Source organism: Rhodococcus sp. PvR099 (genome assembly GCF_017833315.1).
In the GTDB taxonomy this organism is placed as follows: Bacteria; Actinomycetota; Actinomycetes; order Mycobacteriales; family Mycobacteriaceae; genus Rhodococcus_G; species Rhodococcus_G oryzae.
The window spans coordinates 4,397,709-4,414,013 of the sequence record NZ_JAFIBV010000001.1; the positions used below are offsets into that span (position 1 = coordinate 4,397,709).

Sequence of the window (16,305 nt, forward strand, 5' to 3'; positions counted from 1 at the left end):
GGAGCTATCGTGCGGCGCTGACCTCGGCGGCCGCGTCATAGATTCGAGCGGAGAGCTTGTCGAGGAACGTTCGATCCCGGGCGGTCAGGGAAGCGAATATGGTTGCTTCCACCTCGTCCAGTGCGTTGTCCGCCTCAATCAGCTTGGTGCGGCCGGCTTTGGTGATTGTCACGATCTGGCGGCGCCGGTCAGCGGGATCGCGCTCCCGAACGATGAACTGGCTCTGTTGCAGGCCGTCGAGATAGGACACGATGTCGCCCGGGTCGATTACGACGCGAAGTGCGAGTTCCTTTTGGTGTGAAGGGCCGAGTTCGTGCAGCGTGCTGAGGATAGCGTGCTGGTTCGGCAGCAACCCAGTGCCTGCCAATGTGTCGGCATAGCATTGGCGAACCCGTAAAGCCGCTCTAACCAGCACGTACCCTGGCCGACTCGAAAGCTGGGGTGTGCTGGAGTGGTCAGACGAACTCATGCAGGCATTATAGGGATGTCAAGTATTGGCGTAGCCAATAATTGGTTGACCTGTTGATGGGCGGGGTGGCATGGGGGCGGTAGGCGATGGAGCGTGCGTCGGCCGCCGGCCGTCGAGTGTTGCAGGCCAGGTTCCGGCAGTCGATGAGCCAACCTGAAGCACCCCATGCGGTTACGCGGGAACGAGCTGATATTCCGTTGCTTCCCGTGACGGTGCACTACTCGGTGGATGTGGTGTCACGGGCGCCTGTGTAGATGGAGAGCCGTAGCCCGTCGTCGGGTAGGTGCAGCGTCTCGAAGTCGAAGGTGACTGATCCGAGATCTGGATGGTCGAATGACTTGGTTGTGTGCCGTCGTGGGCCGACGGCATGGTCCCTCCAGAGCCGATGGAATGTCGGGTCGGCTGACTCGAGATCTTTCACCAGTTCGCGCAAGTGGGGGTCGGACGGGCAGTGAGCGTTCATGGTCCGTAATTGCGCGACGCTGGAGCGTGCGGTGGATTCCCAATCGCGGAACAGCGTGCGGGCTGCCGGGTGAGTGAAATGTAGCGGACGGTGTTGCGTCGGTTCGGTTGCCACAGGACGATTCCGTGGAACAGAGACAGGCCTTCGGGGTTCGCGGCGATCATGTCGCTGACCCGGTTGAGGACGTATGCCGGCGAAGGCCGCAACGCTGTCAGGATCGCATCGATGGCGGGACGCACTGAGGGGGCGGGCGCCGGGGGTGTGGTTGCTCGTGGTTCGGCGGCGTGCGCTGCCAAGCGGTGCAGGTGGCATTTGTCGTCGGTGCTCAGCCGTAGTGCCCGGGCGAGACTCTCCAGCACGGCGTGCCCGGGTCGACGTTCCCGGCCCTGCTCGAGGCGCGTGTAGTAATCGAAACTGACGCCCGCGATCGTTGCCAACTCCTCACGTCGCAGCCCAGGAGTGCGGCGCAGGCCTGGCCCCACAGACAGTCCGACGTCGGCCGGCAGAACGAGTGATCGCCGCGATCGGAGGAAGGCGCCGAGAGGCCCAGATGTGCTCACGCACCGAATTCTGCCAAGTCCAGCGACAGATGAAGGTCGCTGTCCCTGGCCGTGTCACTGCTAGGAAGGCCACGGTCTTCAACATCATCGCGTGAGGTTCAAGACTCGGGTGCGTAGGAACGCCATCGATGAACTTGGAGGTTTTGTTGACGACCACGAATAGCGCACCGCGCCGATGGAAGGTGTGGCTGCTGACGGTGTGTGGCATCTACCCGATTCTGGCCGTGCTCGGGACTGTCCTGACGCCCCTCATGGATGGTGCGCCGATGCCGGTGCGGTTGGCCGTGAGCGTGTCGTTTGCGGTCGCTTCCATGGTGTGGGTCATCAACCCGTTCACCGCCCGATATCTGAGTGGGTGGCTGTGCCGTTGACGCCACGCGGTGCCTTGAACCGGTATCCGGAAATGGCGGAATGCGAGCGCAGGGCTGCCCGCCGCACGCTGTCTCTGTTCTCATGCGTGATTGATCGGTCTATGATTCAGTAATGTGAATCATTTACTGCTGCGATCGGAGTTGCGATGGACCTGTTGATGGCCGGGGTGACCGGCGGCACGGGGAAGCTGGCGTTGGACCGGGCGCTGGACGCCGGGCATCAAGTGGTGGCGGTCGCCCGTAGGCCGGAGGCGGTGGCGGCCCGGCCGGGGCTGCGGGTGATCGGGGGCGACGTGCTGCAGGGCGGGCGGTGGCAATCGGAGGTCGGCGACTGCCGGGCCGTCCTGTCCTGCCTGGGCAGCACGGATCGCAGGCATCCGACCACCGTCTACTCGCAGGGAACCGCGAACCTGTTGGCGGCGCTGGACGGCGGGCCGGAGCGGCGGCTCGTCTGTCTGTCCTCGGCGGGCCTGGAGATCGCACCCGACACCCCGTGGGCCCAGCGGATGGTGACCCGGCTGGTGATCCAGCCGCGGTTCCGGCACGGCTACGCCGACATGGCCCGGATGGAGGAGTTCGTCTCGGCGCAGGACGTGCGGTGGACCATCGTCCGGCCGCCGATGCTGACCGACGCAGCCTCGACGGGTGAGGCCCGCGCGGCGGTGAATCGGCACCTGGACAAGCCGCGGTCGATCAGCCGCGCCGCCCTGGCCGACTATGCGGTGCGGATCCTGGAAGACCCCACGACCTGGAAGGGCACGGTCGAGGTCTCGGCCTGACCGAAACGTCGGCCCTGCGCCGCGCGACGCTTTCCGTTGCGCGGCGCAGGCGGGTGGGGCCGGCGCGGGCCGCTCAGGACTGGGCGCGATAGCCGGGGTGCACGTCCGGCTCGATGCCGTGACTGGTGGCCACCTTCGCCAGCAACTCGCCGAGGGTGCGTCGCTCCTCGGCCGACAGCGCCGCGACCAGGTCAGCCTCGTGTGCCTCGCCGATCTCGCGCATCTGCGCCATCACCGCGCGGCCGCCCACCGACAGGTGCAGTTCGTAGTTGCGACGATCCCGGGCGCTGCGTTGACGCTCCACCAGCCCCTTGGCCTGCAGTCCGTCCACCAGCGCCACCACCCGACTCGGCACCACGCCGAGCTTGGTCGCCAGCGCCTGTTGGCTCATTCCCGGATCGGTCGCGATCAGCCGCAGCAGGCCGACGTCGCTGGGCTGCAACTCCAGTGCGGACAGTCGCTCCGCGAATCGGGCGGTGGCGTACATGCCGAGCTGGGACAACAGGAAGCTCACCCGCTGCGCGGGCGGTCGGAACGGCTGCGCCGCGGGGTCGGTGGCCATGCCCGCACCATACCATTGACACGTAATCATTCTGTGCTATGAATGATTGCATGACTGGAATTAATGAGCTCAACCAAGCCGACCTCACCGGTCGGGTGGCGTTGGTGACCGGCGCGTCCGGATCGATCGGGGCCGCGGTCGGTCGCGCCCTCGCCGACCGCGGCGCGGCGGTGGCCGTGCACGGTCGTACCGAGGATCGGCTGACCGCACTGGTCCAGCAGATCCGCGGGTCCGGCGGCACGGCCACCGCTCACCTCGGCGACGTGCGCGACCCCGACCACCTGGCGGAGCTGACCGAACGGGTGTCCGCGGACCTCGGGCCGATCGACATCGCGGTCCCGCTGGCGGGCGGCGCGGGCGCGCCGGAACCGTCGGCGGAGATGGGCGCGCAGCGCTGGCGGGAGATCGTCGATCTCGACCTGACCTCGACGTTCCTCACCCTGCGGGCCGTGCTGCCAGGGATGGTCGAGCGCGGCGACGGGCGGATCGTCACGGTCGCCTCCAGCGCCGGACGCCGGGCCTCGCAGGCCAACGCCGCCTACGCCGCGGCCAAGGCGGGCGTGGTCATGCTGACCGAGCACCTGGCAAAGGAGCACGCAGGCAACGGCATTCGGGTCAACTGCGTGGCGCCGTCCATCGTGGAGACCGCCACGCTGCGGCACCGAATGCCCGCCGCCCAGCTGGCCGCCGTGGCCGGACACGTGCCGCTGCGCCGCATCGGTCAACCCGCCGACATCGCCGAGACCGTCGCGTTTCTCGTCTCGGACGCGGCGGGCTGGATCACCGGGAACACCATCGACATCACCGGAGGGATGACGCTGTGAACGAGAACGCGAGTGATACGAGGAGCGCCGTCGGCCCGCGACCGAGCGGACCGTCGGGCGGCGTGCAGACGCTCGACCGGGCGCCGGGACCGGTGGCCGGGAGGCGGCAGCAGGACGGACCGCCGCTACCACCGGTGGCGATCGCCGCCGTCGCCCTGTTCATGGCCTCGCTGGTGCTACCGATCGTCCTGGGCGGCGGGGCCGTCTACCCGTCACCGTTCGCCCCGGCGGAGGAGATCGTCGCCTACTTCCGGGACCACTCGGACCAGGTGCTGGTCGCCAGCCTGCTGCAGTTCGCCGCCTCGCTGCCGCTGGCCGTCTTCGCCGCGGTCGTGTCGGTTCGGCTGGGCCGGCTCGGCGTGCAGGCACCCGGTCCCCGGATCGGTTTCGGGGGTGGCGTCCTGGCCGCGGCTGCGCTGGCGATGTCGGCCGGCTTCAGCTGGGCATTGACCCGGCCTGAGATCCTGGCGCACGACGAACTGATCCGGCTGCTGCACGATCTTGCCTTCGTCACCGGCGGGGCCGGGTTCGTGGTGCCGCTTGGCCTGCTCGTGGCCGGCATCGCCGTGCCCGGGCTGCTGGCCCGGTTGCTGCCCCGCTGGCACGCCTGGGCGGGCCTGGTGATCGCGGCGGTGGCGATGGTCGCGACGCTGTCCGTGGCGTTGCCGGGCCTGTCGATCCTGCTGCCGATAGCCCGGTTCCCGGCCTTCGTCTGGATCGTGTCGGCGGCCTTCCTGCTACCGCGCCGGCGGGCCAGGCGCGGCGAAACCACTGCGAATCAAGGGAGTTCACGATGAGCAATCCGATGTTGCCCAAGCTGGTGCGATTTCAGCGGCCGGACCGGGCGCTGCCATGGGCGCGGCCGGACCGGGCCACCGAGGCTGCGGTGTTCGGCACCGACCTCGCGGGATACGAGGCCGCACTGGCCGACCTGGATCGGCAGCGGGACGAGGCCGCGGACCGGCTGGCCGCGGACGCGGGGGTGGCGGATCGGTTGCGCCGCCTGCCGTTCACCGCGGGGGAGCGCATCGTGGCGATCGGCGAGAGCACCACCGCCGACCGGTTGTCCTGGTTCGAGGTGCTGCGCACGCTGATCGACCGGCACCGGCCGGACCTCGGATTGGAGCTGATCAACCTCGCGGTGTCGGGGGCGTCCACCACGGGGACGCTGGCCGGACTGGCCGGGATCCGCAGGCAGCCGGCCGATCGGGTGTTCATCCTGTTGGGCGGCAACGACATCCAGCGGTGTGGTGTCGACGGGCCGCGGCTGGTCAGCGAGGCTGAGACCGAGCGGAACCTGAGGCTGCTCCGTGAGCGAGCGTCCGGCGATGCGGCGCACTGGATCTGGCTGACCCCGCCGCCGGTGGACGAGGCGGCCGTCGCCGCGTTCCCGTTCTTCGGCGGCGCCGGACTGCACTGGTCCAACGACGACGTCCGACGCACCGCCGGTGCGGTTCGCCGGATCGCGGGGGACCGGGATCTGGTGATCGACACGAGCCCGGCCGTCACGGGACCCGAATCGTTGCTCGAGGACGGGGTCCATCCGCAGGCCGCGACCCAGGCGGCCGTGGCCGGCCTGGTCTTGGACGCATTGACCCGGTGACGAGGTAGCGGATGGGCCAGGATGGTCCGCATGCGTGAGATCACCCTCGACCTCGACGAGGTCCGGCTGCGGGCCCTGACCTGGGGGCCCGCAACCGGCCGGCTGGCGGTGCTGCTGCACGGCTTCCCGGATACCGCGCACACCTGGCGGCACCTGGGACCCGCACTGGCCGAAGAGGGTTGGCGGGTGGTCGCGCCGTTCACCCGCGGCTACGCCCCCTCGGCGGTGCCGGGGGACGGCAGCGGCCACATCGCGGCCCTGATGGACGACGCCGTCGCCATCCACGCCCGGCTCGGCGGCGGGTCCGACGCTGCGCTGATCGGACACGACTGGGGTGCGGTCACCGCCAATGCGCTGGCCGCCCACGCCGACAACCCCTTTGTCGCCGTGGCGGCGCTGTCGGTCCCGCCGTTCGCGGCACTGCGGACGCCTGCCGCGCTGCGGGTGCTCCCACGGCAGCTGCGCAACAGCTGGTACATCCTGTTCAACCAGCTCCCGCTCCTGCCGGAACGCGTCGCGGAACCGTTGGTCCGTCGGTTGTGGGCCGACTGGTCACCCGGGTACGACGCGAGCGAGGACCTGCCGGCGGTGCTGGCGGCGATCCCCGAGAGGGCACACCGCCGGGCCGTCTTCGCCTACTACCGGAACGCGGCCCGGCCGTTTCCGCGCTTGCCCGCGCGCTACCGGCGGTGGGCCGGGGCCGAGATGCGGCTGCCGGTGATCCCGATGCTGTATCTCCACGGCGAAGACGACGGCTGCCTCGATCCGCGGCTCGCCGCCCTGGTGGGGCCGAACCTCCCGCCGGGTAGCGAGGCCCACCTGATCGCGGGCGCGGGCCACTTCCTCCAGCTCGAGCAGCCGGCGGCGGTCAATGCCCGGATCCTGGAGTTCCTCGCCCGGCGGTGAGTCCCGTCAGCTCGAGACCGCGCGCAGCCCGCCGGGGCGGCGGCCCACCAGGGAATCGAGGGCGGAGGCGGTGGCGGTGTCGGCGGGGAGATGGACGATCAGGCGCAGGGCGTCGTCCGCGGGCAGATCGAGGGTCTCGTAGGCGAGTCGGAGCTCGCCGAGAACGGGATGGCGCAGCCGGGTGATGCCGGTGGCGGTGGGCAGATTGGGCACGGTCGCGACCCGGTCGGTGAATGCCGCGCCCGCGACGACGGCCAGTTCGTCAGCGAGGGCCGCGATGTGCGGGTCGGCGCGGAAGGGTCCCTGTTTGAGGGAGGCGACCAGGTCGTCGGCCACGTGGTCCCAGTCGGGATAGACGGCGGGGGCGTGGGGGTCGGTGAAGACGAACAGGGCAAGGTTGGAACGGGTCTCGTCGGCGAGCAGCCCCGTCGGTGCCATCAGCCGCCGGTAGCCCTCGGTGCAAGCGAGGATCTCGGACAGCCGGTTGACGACCACCGCGGGCGCCGGTTCCAGATGGTCCAGGAGCGCACGCACGCTCGGGCGGATCTCGCGTAGTGGATGGGTGCCGCCCATGCAGCTGAACCCGCCGTCGGCCGTCTTGGTCAAGCGGTACAGGTGGACGCGTTCGCTCGGAGTCAGGTGCAGCGCGTCGGCGAGGGCGGAGAGAACCTGCGGCGAGGGGCGGCGGTCCCGGCCCTGCTCGAGCCGGGTGATGTATTCGACGCTCACCCCGGCCATGGTGGCCAGTTCGGCGCGGCGCAGGCCCGGGGTGCGCCGCCGTGGACCGGCGGGCAGGCCGACCGCGGCGGGAGTCACCGCATTACGGCGGGTGCGCAGGAACAGCCCCAACTCGTTGTCGCTCACCCCTCGAACGGTACAAGCGTTCGCGGCGCGGAGGGTGGCCCTGCCACTACCACCCTTCCCGCGGCCTTCCTGCCGGCCGGGCCGGACACCAGGGTGAGATGTGCGGCGGCCGTGCGGTCGTCGCACATTCCGAGAGGAGAACAGCGTGTCCGACAATCTCAAACTCGCGGTGATCATCGGCAGCGTCCGGGAGGGGCGCTTCGGCCCGGTGGTGGCGTCCTGGTTCGCCGACCAGGCCCGCCTGCACGGCGAGTTCGACGTGGACGTCATCGACCTGGCCGAGGCACACCTGCCGCTGCAGCTGCCCGCGGTCCCGCCGGCCATGGACCCGCACCCGGCCCGCCCCGACGGCATGGCCGAGCTGACCGAGCGGCTGGACGCGGCCGACGCGTTCGTCATCGTCACCCCGGACTACAACCGATCGTTCCCGGCCGCGCTGAAGGCGGCCATCGACTGGCACTTCACCCAGTGGAGCGGCAAGACAGTCGGTTTCGTCGGCTACAGCGGTGCCAGCGGCGGTCTGCTCGCCATCGAGGGATTGCGTCAGGTGTTCAACGAGCTCGACGCGCACACGGTGCGCGAGTACGTTTCCTTCCCCCGCTACTACCTGCTCTTCGACGAGGACGGCGCCCTGCGTGAACCGGACGAGCCCGCGGCCGCCGCCAGGGGCATGCTCGACCGGCTGCAGTGGTGGGCGCGCGCCCTCGCCGCGGCCCGAGCGGTCCCGGCGCTCGCGTGAACTACCGGGCGAAGTCGATCTGCCTGCGGCCGTTGGACAGCGCGGTGACGACGCAGGTGCCGAGCGGTCCGGTGCGGTCGTAGAGGGTGGCGGTGCCGATCGAGACGCCCGCGGAGGTGACCGTGTTCTCGGCGCGGAGGCCGAGTTCGTACCCGACCGGGAGTCTCGACAGGGTGAGGGTCATGTCGGTGTTGATGTAGCCGGCGCCGTGGGATCCCCAGTGGCAGACGTGGTTCGTGGTGTCACCGAGCACCGCGGCACGCTGGAACGGTGAGATCGGTTCGCCGTCGACGAGTGGGGGAAGGCTGTGCCATGAGGTCTTGCGGTCGGCGTTCTGGTTCGCCGCGAAGTCGTGTGTCCACTCCCGGTCGCCGCTCTTGAACAGCGGCGGCGCCCCGTCCGGGGACACGCACCCCTCCGACGGCACCGGCAGGTCCGTCTCCGGGCTCCACATGCGGCCCGCGGGTTCAGGACCGGTGGTCAGGAACACCGCCGAGGCACGTGTCCGCACCTCTCCGTCCTGCACGATGGAGGCGTCGGCGACGGTGATCCGTGTGCCCTGGCGGACCACCTCGCTGCGCACCTCGATCGGGGCGTTGAGGACCGGCCTAAACAGGTCCACGGTCATCCGGGCGGGGACGAACCCAGCGGGACAGTGCGTTTCGAGACTCCGGGCGAGCAGGCCGCACACCGCGTGACCACCCACCTGGGTCGGCGTCCAGTGACTCACCGCGAACTCTTCCGCCACGAACAGATCTCCACGTCTGGTGAAGAAACCGACCATCGCTGCCAAACCCCCCTGTTGGATACGCCTTGCGTATATGTATGCCGTCTAACTGCCTGCGGGCGAACGTGTCTGGGCGCTGATGGCCGTTCCCAGCCAGCGGCGCAGGTAGCCCCGCAGCTCGTCCTCGCTGCGCGGCGGGTCGCTGGGCGAGATGAAGAACGACTGCATCGTCCGCAGGGCGTACTCGACGAGCTCGCGGAGCGAGTCCTCGTCGTAGCCGTGGCCCTCCCAATCGACGTCGAATCGCCGGATCATCGTCATGCCGAAGGCGCGCGCCTCGTCCGACGTGAGCCCATAGGCGCCGATGTTCGAATGGGAACCCGAGAGCATGATGCCCAGATGAGGGATGCGATGCACCTCGTCCAGCGTGTAGATCACGCCCTCGGTCATCGCCTCGGCGGGGTTATTGAGACCATGCACATGCTCTGTCAGCCGATCGAGGAATCCGTCGACGGATGAAATGGCCGCGGCCCGCATGAGGGCCTCAGCGCTGGGGAAGTAGCGGTACACCGTCTGGCGGATCACCCCGAGCGACTCCGCGACATCGGCGATGCTGATCGCCGACCCGGTGCGCGAGATCACCTCGACCGCGGCGTCGACGATGCGGCGCGCGGCCTCCTCATCGTCGACCGGCGGCCGGCCACCCCATCCACGTCTGCGCGCCACCGAGCGGACGGTACCAGCACCGCCTCCGGCCGCCTCACGAACAGCGGTGGATTCGACGAATGTGATCATACAAAGGTTCGTGTATTTGTATGATCACTGCGAATGTGACCCCCACCTGCCCTGACAGGGTTCGCCGGCGCAAAACGGAAACGAGGAATCTCGCATGACAGATCTGAAACCCCGGAAGATGGACTTCGGGTTCGAGGACGAGGACGTCCCATTCCTGTGGAACCCGGACAACCCGGCGTGGTCGAGCATGTCCAACGCGGTCTCGTTCCTGGCCATCGGCTTCGAGAAGATGATCGTCAAGCTGATCCTGCAGGCGAAGCCGCTGATCGCCGATCCGGAGGTCGCGGCGGAAGCAGTCGCGTTCATGCGTCAGGAGGGCCACCACTCCACCGCGCACCGCCAGCACGTGAACGCGCTGATCCGGCGCTACCCCGGCCTGCAGAACACCCTCGACGCCGTGACCGGCGAGTTCGACCTCCTCACCGAGCGGACCTCGATCAACTACAGGCTGGCGTACACCGCCGACCTGGAGGCAACGTTCACTCCGGTGTTCAAGCTGATGCTCGACAACGAGGCCACCCTGTTCCGGCCCGGCGACGACCGGGTCGCGTCCCTGTTCATCTGGCATTTCGTCGAGGAGGTCGAGCACCGCAGTTCGGCGCTGATCATCTACAACTCCGTCGTCGGCAACGAGCTCTACCGGATGCGGATGGCCGCGTCGATCTTCGCGCACGTGATGAAGGCGATCCGGATTGCGTGCGCCGGCTTCAACCAGCACGTTCCGCTGTCCGAGCGGAAGGTCGACTCGATGTCGATGTTCGCTCGGCACCGGGCCAAGCAGAAGGTGCTCACCGCTTTCGCGCCGTACCTGACCAAGGGGCCGATGCCTCGTGCGTTCGACGGCCTGCCGATCGGTGAGCAGCTCACCGCTCTGTCCGGCGCCGTTCGCAGCCAGATGCCCGGGCACAAGCCCGCACACGAGAAACTGCCCGTCCTCGCCGACGAGTGGTTCACCCGCTACGACGCCGGCTACGACTGCACCCGCTGGTACACCGCGGACTCGCAGAAGCCCGAGGCCGAGCCGGTCTCCGCGGGGGCGAACTGATGTCGGACCACTGTTCTCCCACCTTCTCGGATCTCGCTAGCCGCCTTGGCTTCTCGTGCGAGGATGCCGGTGGACTGGTCGAGGTCCGCAACCCGTTCGCGCTCGAGAACTGGACCCTGCCGGTCCTCGAGTTCACCATCGTCCTCGGGGCGGTGCTCGCGCTCGTCTACGCGGTTCTGCGGCTGCGTCGGCACGGTGATCCCACCAACCTGGTGCTGTGGTTCGGTGCCACCGCGTTCCTGTTCGTGATCGAGCCGCCGATCTACTTCCCGGCCACGTTCGGCACCGAGGACTACCTGGGCACGATGTTCGCGCACAACGTGTTCACCGTGGACTTCCTGTGGGGTCGCCTGCCGCTGTACATCGTCGCGATCTACCCGTTGATGGCCACCATCGCGTTCGAGATCGTCCGGATGCTCGGCGTGTTCCGGAAGTACGGCGTGCTCCTCGGCGCGGTGAGCGTCGGCTTCGTGCACCACGCGTTCTACGAGATCTTCGACCAGCTCGGACCGCAGCTGCGCTGGTGGGAATGGACGCTCGACAACAAGGTCAACCTGCCCTTCTTCGATTCGGTTCCGCTGCCGAGCGTCGTGGTGTTCGCGGCGCTGTGGCCGATGTCGTTGGCGCTGTGCGTCCAGTTCTTCGTCGGCAGGCACGTCGATGCGGGCCGGCACTTCTCCGGCCTGCAGTTGGTGTGGCGCACCGTGGTGATCGGCCTCGCCGCCTCGGTCGGGGTGTTCGTGCTCCCGCTTCCGGCGACAGTCTTCGGCATGGGGAGCGACACGGTCCGCGGGTTCCTCTACGCCGCGGAGTTGGCCGTGCTCTCAGTCGTCGCGGTCGTGGTCCTGGTGCGGCAGTGGTCGCACCTGCGGCAGGTACCGTCGGATGCTCCCGGGTACCGGAATGGCTTCGCCCAGTGGTACGCGATCGTGTATCTCGCTGTGATGGCGGTGTTGTGGATGTCCGCGCTACCCGACTTCTTCGGCGCCGTCGACGGGTTCACCACGAACGGCGATCCGGTCGGGAACCTCTGGTACACCATCGCGTGCTTCGCCGTCGCGATCCTGTGCGTTGCCGCCACCTTCACCGTCCCGCGCGGGCAGTCGAAGGACGGCGGTGAGCCCGTGTCGGGCGAGAGCGCGGTGACGCAGCCTGCATAGGTCGGTGTGATGCGCAGACACGACCCGAGGCCCGTCGCGTGTGACGGGCCTCGAACCGTGTCCTGGGCCGTTCTCGGTCAGTCCGCGCACATCGCGGCGTCGACGACCTGCTGCGCCGCGTCGACGGAGTCCGCGCTCATCGGGATGTGATTGACGGTGAGCGTGACCGCGCGGCCGTTGGTGTCGACGCCGCCGGAGGTGCCGAACCCGGGGATGCCCCCGCCGTGCCCCCAGATCTCCTTCCCGCAGGAGCTGTTCACGCGGACGAGCCCGAGGCCGTATGCGTCCTTCGGGCCGCGGTCGAACGGCACGGTCTGCTTCATCTCGGCGAGCCGGTCCTGCGATACGAGATCGCCACGAAGCAGTGCCGTGAAGAACGTGTTGAGATCGGCGCCGGTCGCGACCATGGCGCCCGCGGTATCCGCCCACGACACGTCGCCCTCGGTGACGTCGACCTGCTGCTCGCCGATCCGGTGATATCCGTGCGCGTGCGGTCCGCGGATCTGTGTCTCCCCGGAATCAGGGAAGTAGGTGTCCTTCAGCCCGAGCGGATCGATGATGCGTGTGGCGATCTCCTGCGCGGCGGGGCGGCCCGTCACCTTCTCGATGAGCATCCCGAGCAGGATGTAGTTGGTGTTCGAGTAGACGGCCTCGTCCTTGGCGGCCGGGCCGGGCGACAGGGACATCGCGATCTTCACGAGCTCGGCAGGCATGTAGTGCCCCATGGGCTCCTCGCCCGTCGCGACCTGCAGCTGCCCGGGCCTGACGTCCTCCGGCTTCGCGCCTCCGGGTGCGAGGTAGTCCGTCAGTCCGCTGGTGTGTTGCAGGAGATCGCGGACGGTGACCCGGCTGCCGTCGTTCCCGTTGCCCGCCACGATTCCGGGCAGGTAGTGCTCAACGCTCGCATCGAGGCCGACCAGTCCCTCCTCTACCAGCTGCATGACGACCGTCGCGACGAACGCCTTTGTGTTGCTTCCGATCCGGACCCTCGCATCATCGGGGATCGGCTCGTCGGTGGCGGTGTTCCCTGTCCCCGCGCGGAGGACGCGGGTGCCGCGGCCGGGGTCGGTGATCACCAGCTGCGCGCCGGGAATCCCCCGCTCGGTGACCGCGTCCAGCCTCTGCTGTACCGCGATGTCGGGCGACGGGGCGGCGGACTGCGCGGTGTCACCGCATGCGGTCGCTCCCAACGCGAGGGCGGCGGCGGTGGTGACGGCGAGCACGGCGCGACGTCGAGAGGTGGTCATCGGCACTGGTCCTCCTGGTTGTTCGGACCTCGCGGTGAGATCACTACGACCAGAACGCTATTGACCAGGGCGGGCGCTTCCCATGGCGCTGACCACCGTATTTGCGGTGGACCGGACTGGAGCGGCGGTGGTATGGCGGGCTGTACCCCCGCCGCTCCGGGCCCGGATGGTCAGCGCGCGAGGAACCCCTTGTCCACCGGTATCTGCGCACCGGTGATCACGGCAGAGGCATCGCCGGCGAGCCACACGACGGCTTCCGAGATCTCTTCCGGTTCCACCAGCGCATCGGTCTTGAGCAGGTTCGGCGGGTAGCTGTAGACGTACGTGGGGTATTGCTCGAACAGCTTGTACATCGAGGTGTCATTGCCGAGGGCCGTATTGGTGCCGTACGGGAGAACAACATTGGCGCGAATGCCGAACTCGCCCAACTCCACCGCCAGTGCCTTCGTCAGGCCGAGGACCCCGAACTTGGCTGCGGCGTAGTGACCGCAGCCGGGTGGCGCCTTCACGCTCGCCGACGAGCCGACCGTGATGATGGACCCGCCGTTACCGGCTTCGATCATCGCGGGCACCGTCGCCTTGATCGTGTTCCAGACGCCGGTCAGGTTGACGTCCACGGTCTCCTGGAACTGCTCGGCCGAGATCTCCCAGATTCGGCCCCAGTTGCACACGCCCGCGTTGGCGACCACGACGTCGAGGCGCCCGAAGGTCTCGATGGTCTCGGCCACCACCGCCTGCTGGCCCGCGAGATCCCGCACGTCGACCTGTCGGGTCAGCACCTTGCGGCCCTCGGACTCGATCAGCCGCGCCGTCTCCTCGAGGTCGGCGGGCTCCGCCATCGGGTATCCGCTGAACTCGGCGACCTGCGCGCAGACGTCGACGGCCACGATGTCCGCCCCCTCCTGCGCCATTCGAACCGCGTGCGAACGGCCCTGCCCCCGAGCCGCTCCCGTCACATAGGCGACTTTCCCTGCCAGTGAGCTCATGTCTGAACCTCCGTGAGTGTGTAGTCGAATGCGTAGTCGTCGAACGATGAGAACCGGCTGAACCAGAAGGCGCCGCTGATGGTCTGCGGCCGGTAGTAGAGCGCCTCGCCCTGCGAGTTGACGAAGTAGGTGCGCAGCCCGGGGTTGCTGTCGACGGTGTAGGCGCTGATCGCCTTGCCGTGACGGCGCATCTTGCGCACCCATCGGGCGAACGCTTCGGAGCGGACCTGTGCCACCGTCGCGCCCCTCCGCCCGGTCTCGGCGATCACCCGCACGGCGTGCCGGGCGGTCAGGTCCACGAACGTGTGCCATGCGATGCCGACGTATCCCTGCGGTGCGACCAATGACCAGCGGTTCGGCAGGCCCGGGTGCGCGCTGCCGCCGTAGCTGCGCAGCCCGTTGCGCCGGTAGTCGTCAGCGAGGTCGAACCCGTCGCGACCGACAATGGTGCCGCTGCGATACGTCTCCGGGTCGGTGAACAGCTCGTATCCGGTGGCCGCGACGATCAGGTCGTACGGGCGCTCGGTGCCATCCGACGTGCGAATGCCGTCGGTGGTGACCCGTTCGATCGGGTCGGCGACCAGCGACACGGACGGATCCGCCAGAGCGGGGAAGAAGCTGCTCGACAGCACCGGCCGTTTGGCGAGGATGCCGTAGTCGGGAACCAGTGTGGCGCGGATACTCGCGTCATCGACGCTGCGCCGCAACATGCGTCGGTAGATCGACTGCCAGATCCGGTCGTATTGCGGCATGACCGTGGCGAGGAGCTTGCGCGGGAGCAGTGGCAGGACATTGCAGAGGAACTGCATCGGCAGTTCCATGGCGGCCAGCGCGGCGCCGTTGATGAGGGCGCCCGCGCCGGGTATCGCGAGGAGACGGTGTGCTCGTGCGGACAGCTCGACGTCGGGCTTGGGCAGGATCCAGGACGGCGTCCGCTGGTAGATCTCGACACTGTGGGCCTGCTGATAGATCGTTGGCACGATCTGCACCGAGCTCGAGCCGGTGCCGATCACCGCGACCCTTTTACCGGACCAGTCGTAGTGCGGGTCCCAGGAGTTCGGGCGCAGGACAGTGCCGGTGAAGTCGCCGATTCCCTCGATGTCGCTGGCCGATTTGGCGTTGACGTAGCCGCCTACAGCATTGATGACGAACCGTGCGCGCACGGGGGCCTCGTCCTCGATGTGCAGCACCCACAGCTGCTCCGCGTCATCCCACACCTCCCGGATGACGGTGCAGTTGCCGCGAAAGTACTTGTGCAGGTTCAGGTCTTCGGCAACCTGCTTGTTGTACTCCTGGATCTCCGGGCCCGTGGGAAAGAGGCGTGACCAGTCGGGCTTGCGCGCGAAGGGGAACTGATAGAACAGCGTGGGCACGTCCACGGACAGGCCGGGGTAGACGTTGTCGCGCCAACTGCCCCCGAACTCGTCACTGCGCTCGAGGATGACGAAGTTCTCGATGCCGGCGCGTTGCAGATGGTGGGCCGCGGTGATGCCGCCCGGCCCGGCGCCGATGATGGCGACGTCGACGTACTCGTATGTCATTGCGGCTCATTTCTTTTCGTCGTCAGCGACGTGGTGTCAGACCGTCGAGCATGAGGTCACCGATGCGGCTCCGCGCGTCGTCTGCGTTGCTGAATCCGGCCACCGAGAACGGTAGGATCTCCAAGCTCAGGAGACCGCGCACGATCCAGTCGCCTGCCTGCATCGGGTCAAGGCCGGGGTCGACCTCGCCGCGTCGCTGTGCCTCGGCGACCAGCGACGCCCAGAACGCAGCCCACGTGCGGCAGAGCTGGTCGCCGTAGTGCTCCAGCAACGTCGCGATGATGCTCTCGGTGCGGAGCGGCGGCACCAGGGCCTGCGGAGTGGTGGCGTGTTCGTAGATGAGGGCAGCCGCCTCGCCGATCTGGCTGCGCAGCGTCTCCTTGGGCGTGACGGCCGCGGCCAATCCGTCGATGAAGGCGGTGCACAGGTAGGCGAGGCCGGCGTTGATGGCGGCCTGCTTGTCGCCGAAGGTGTTGTACACGGTGCCCCGGGACACCCCAGCTGCAGTGGCGACCTCGCTCAGGCGAAACCCCCGAACCCCGTTGCGCCGCACGCATTCCGCGGCCACGCGAACCAGTTCGAGGGTGGGTGCGGCCGTCTGGGCCCCCTCGCTCTCATTGAGCATGTTGAACAAATTACGTCAAAGTGTTCAACGAGGTGCCCG

The 16,305-nt window shown here is 68.4% G+C and carries 18 protein-coding genes and 1 pseudogene; 9 read left to right on the plus strand and 10 right to left on the minus strand.

Going from position 1 to position 16,305, the window contains the following annotated elements:
• Positions 1-4 precede the first annotated feature (4 nt).
• Entirely contained in the window at positions 5-469 is a 465-nt protein-coding gene (locus tag JOE46_RS20255) for a MarR family winged helix-turn-helix transcriptional regulator (protein WP_097211763.1), read from the minus strand.
• Between the two features lie 217 nt (positions 470-686).
• A pseudogene (locus JOE46_RS27150) lies at positions 687-1,492 on the minus strand (helix-turn-helix domain-containing protein).
• A gap of 146 nt (positions 1,493-1,638) precedes the next feature.
• On the opposite strand from JOE46_RS27150, the gene JOE46_RS20270 reads away from it, so the two are divergent.
• Together JOE46_RS20270 and JOE46_RS20275 are read left to right on the plus strand one after the other, a co-directional pair.
• Positions 1,639-1,863: a hypothetical protein gene (locus tag JOE46_RS20270; RefSeq protein WP_143548452.1), complete on the plus strand. Its 225-nt coding sequence runs from the start codon at positions 1,639-1,641 to the stop codon at positions 1,861-1,863.
• Between the two features lie 146 nt (positions 1,864-2,009).
• Positions 2,010-2,642, plus strand: a complete 633-nt coding sequence (locus JOE46_RS20275) for an NAD(P)-dependent oxidoreductase (protein WP_097211760.1) — start codon at positions 2,010-2,012, stop codon at positions 2,640-2,642.
• 73 nt (positions 2,643-2,715) lie between these two features.
• On the opposite strand, the gene JOE46_RS20280 is transcribed toward JOE46_RS20275, so the two are convergent.
• On the minus strand, positions 2,716-3,204 hold the full coding sequence (locus tag JOE46_RS20280) for a MarR family winged helix-turn-helix transcriptional regulator (RefSeq protein WP_097211759.1): 489 nt from the start codon (positions 3,202-3,204) through the stop codon (positions 2,716-2,718).
• Positions 3,205-3,254: 50 nt separating this feature from the next.
• On the opposite strand from JOE46_RS20280, the gene JOE46_RS20285 reads away from it, so the two are divergent.
• From JOE46_RS20285 to JOE46_RS20300, 4 genes are read left to right on the plus strand one after another with little or no spacing between them, the layout of a single operon-like run.
• On the plus strand, positions 3,255-4,028 hold the full coding sequence (locus tag JOE46_RS20285) for an SDR family NAD(P)-dependent oxidoreductase (protein WP_097211758.1): 774 nt from the start codon (positions 3,255-3,257) through the stop codon (positions 4,026-4,028).
• A complete protein-coding gene (locus JOE46_RS26590) occupies positions 4,025-4,825 on the plus strand; it encodes a hypothetical protein (protein WP_245221124.1) in 801 nt (266 codons plus the stop codon). The genes JOE46_RS20285 and JOE46_RS26590 overlap by 4 nt, the downstream gene beginning before the upstream one ends.
• Positions 4,822-5,631, plus strand: a complete 810-nt coding sequence (locus JOE46_RS20295; RefSeq protein WP_097211757.1) for an SGNH/GDSL hydrolase family protein — start codon at positions 4,822-4,824, stop codon at positions 5,629-5,631. Before JOE46_RS26590 ends, JOE46_RS20295 begins: the two co-directional genes overlap by 4 nt.
• Before the next feature lie 30 nt (positions 5,632-5,661).
• Complete coding sequence (locus JOE46_RS20300; RefSeq protein WP_097211818.1) at positions 5,662-6,537, plus strand: alpha/beta fold hydrolase; 876 nt, start codon at positions 5,662-5,664, stop codon at positions 6,535-6,537.
• Between the two features lie 6 nt (positions 6,538-6,543).
• Here JOE46_RS20300 and JOE46_RS20305 read toward each other — a convergent pair whose 3' ends face one another.
• Entirely contained in the window at positions 6,544-7,401 is an 858-nt protein-coding gene (locus JOE46_RS20305) for a helix-turn-helix domain-containing protein (RefSeq protein WP_097211756.1), read from the minus strand.
• 145 nt (positions 7,402-7,546) lie between these two features.
• On the opposite strand from JOE46_RS20305, the gene JOE46_RS20310 reads away from it, so the two are divergent.
• Positions 7,547-8,140 (plus strand): NADPH-dependent FMN reductase, encoded by a 594-nt coding sequence (locus tag JOE46_RS20310; RefSeq protein WP_097211755.1) that lies wholly within the window; start codon positions 7,547-7,549, stop codon positions 8,138-8,140.
• Position 8,141: 1 nt separating this feature from the next.
• Here JOE46_RS20310 and JOE46_RS20315 read toward each other — a convergent pair whose 3' ends face one another.
• Positions 8,142-8,888: a thioesterase family protein gene (locus JOE46_RS20315; protein ID WP_257017471.1), complete on the minus strand. Its 747-nt coding sequence runs from the start codon at positions 8,886-8,888 to the stop codon at positions 8,142-8,144.
• An 84-nt stretch (positions 8,889-8,972) separates the two neighbouring features.
• A complete protein-coding gene (locus JOE46_RS20320; protein WP_097211817.1) occupies positions 8,973-9,593 on the minus strand; it encodes a TetR/AcrR family transcriptional regulator in 621 nt (206 codons plus the stop codon).
• A 163-nt stretch (positions 9,594-9,756) separates the two neighbouring features.
• Between JOE46_RS20320 and JOE46_RS20325 the strand changes: the two genes are divergently transcribed.
• Both JOE46_RS20325 and JOE46_RS20330 read left to right on the plus strand, forming a co-directional pair.
• Positions 9,757-10,707, plus strand: a complete 951-nt coding sequence (locus JOE46_RS20325) for a metal-dependent hydrolase (RefSeq protein WP_097211753.1) — start codon at positions 9,757-9,759, stop codon at positions 10,705-10,707.
• A complete protein-coding gene (locus JOE46_RS20330; RefSeq protein WP_097211752.1) occupies positions 10,707-11,867 on the plus strand; it encodes a hypothetical protein in 1,161 nt (386 codons plus the stop codon). The genes JOE46_RS20325 and JOE46_RS20330 overlap by 1 nt, the downstream gene beginning before the upstream one ends.
• 77 nt (positions 11,868-11,944) lie before the next feature.
• On the opposite strand, the gene JOE46_RS20335 is transcribed toward JOE46_RS20330, so the two are convergent.
• The 4 genes from JOE46_RS20335 to JOE46_RS20350 all read right to left on the minus strand — a co-directional run bounded on the left by JOE46_RS20335 (position 11,945) and on the right by JOE46_RS20350 (position 16,266).
• Positions 11,945-13,114: a serine hydrolase gene (locus JOE46_RS20335; RefSeq protein ID WP_097211751.1), complete on the minus strand. Its 1,170-nt coding sequence runs from the start codon at positions 13,112-13,114 to the stop codon at positions 11,945-11,947.
• A gap of 170 nt (positions 13,115-13,284) precedes the next feature.
• Complete coding sequence (locus JOE46_RS20340; protein WP_097211750.1) at positions 13,285-14,100, minus strand: mycofactocin-coupled SDR family oxidoreductase; 816 nt, start codon at positions 14,098-14,100, stop codon at positions 13,285-13,287.
• Positions 14,097-15,641, minus strand: coding sequence for an NAD(P)/FAD-dependent oxidoreductase (locus JOE46_RS20345; protein ID WP_097211749.1), 1,545 nt, complete (start codon positions 15,639-15,641; stop codon positions 14,097-14,099). Before JOE46_RS20345 ends, JOE46_RS20340 begins: the two co-directional genes overlap by 4 nt.
• A 22-nt stretch (positions 15,642-15,663) precedes the next feature.
• Positions 15,664-16,266: a TetR/AcrR family transcriptional regulator gene (locus JOE46_RS20350; protein ID WP_143548451.1), complete on the minus strand. Its 603-nt coding sequence runs from the start codon at positions 16,264-16,266 to the stop codon at positions 15,664-15,666.
• Positions 16,267-16,305 lie beyond the last annotated feature (39 nt).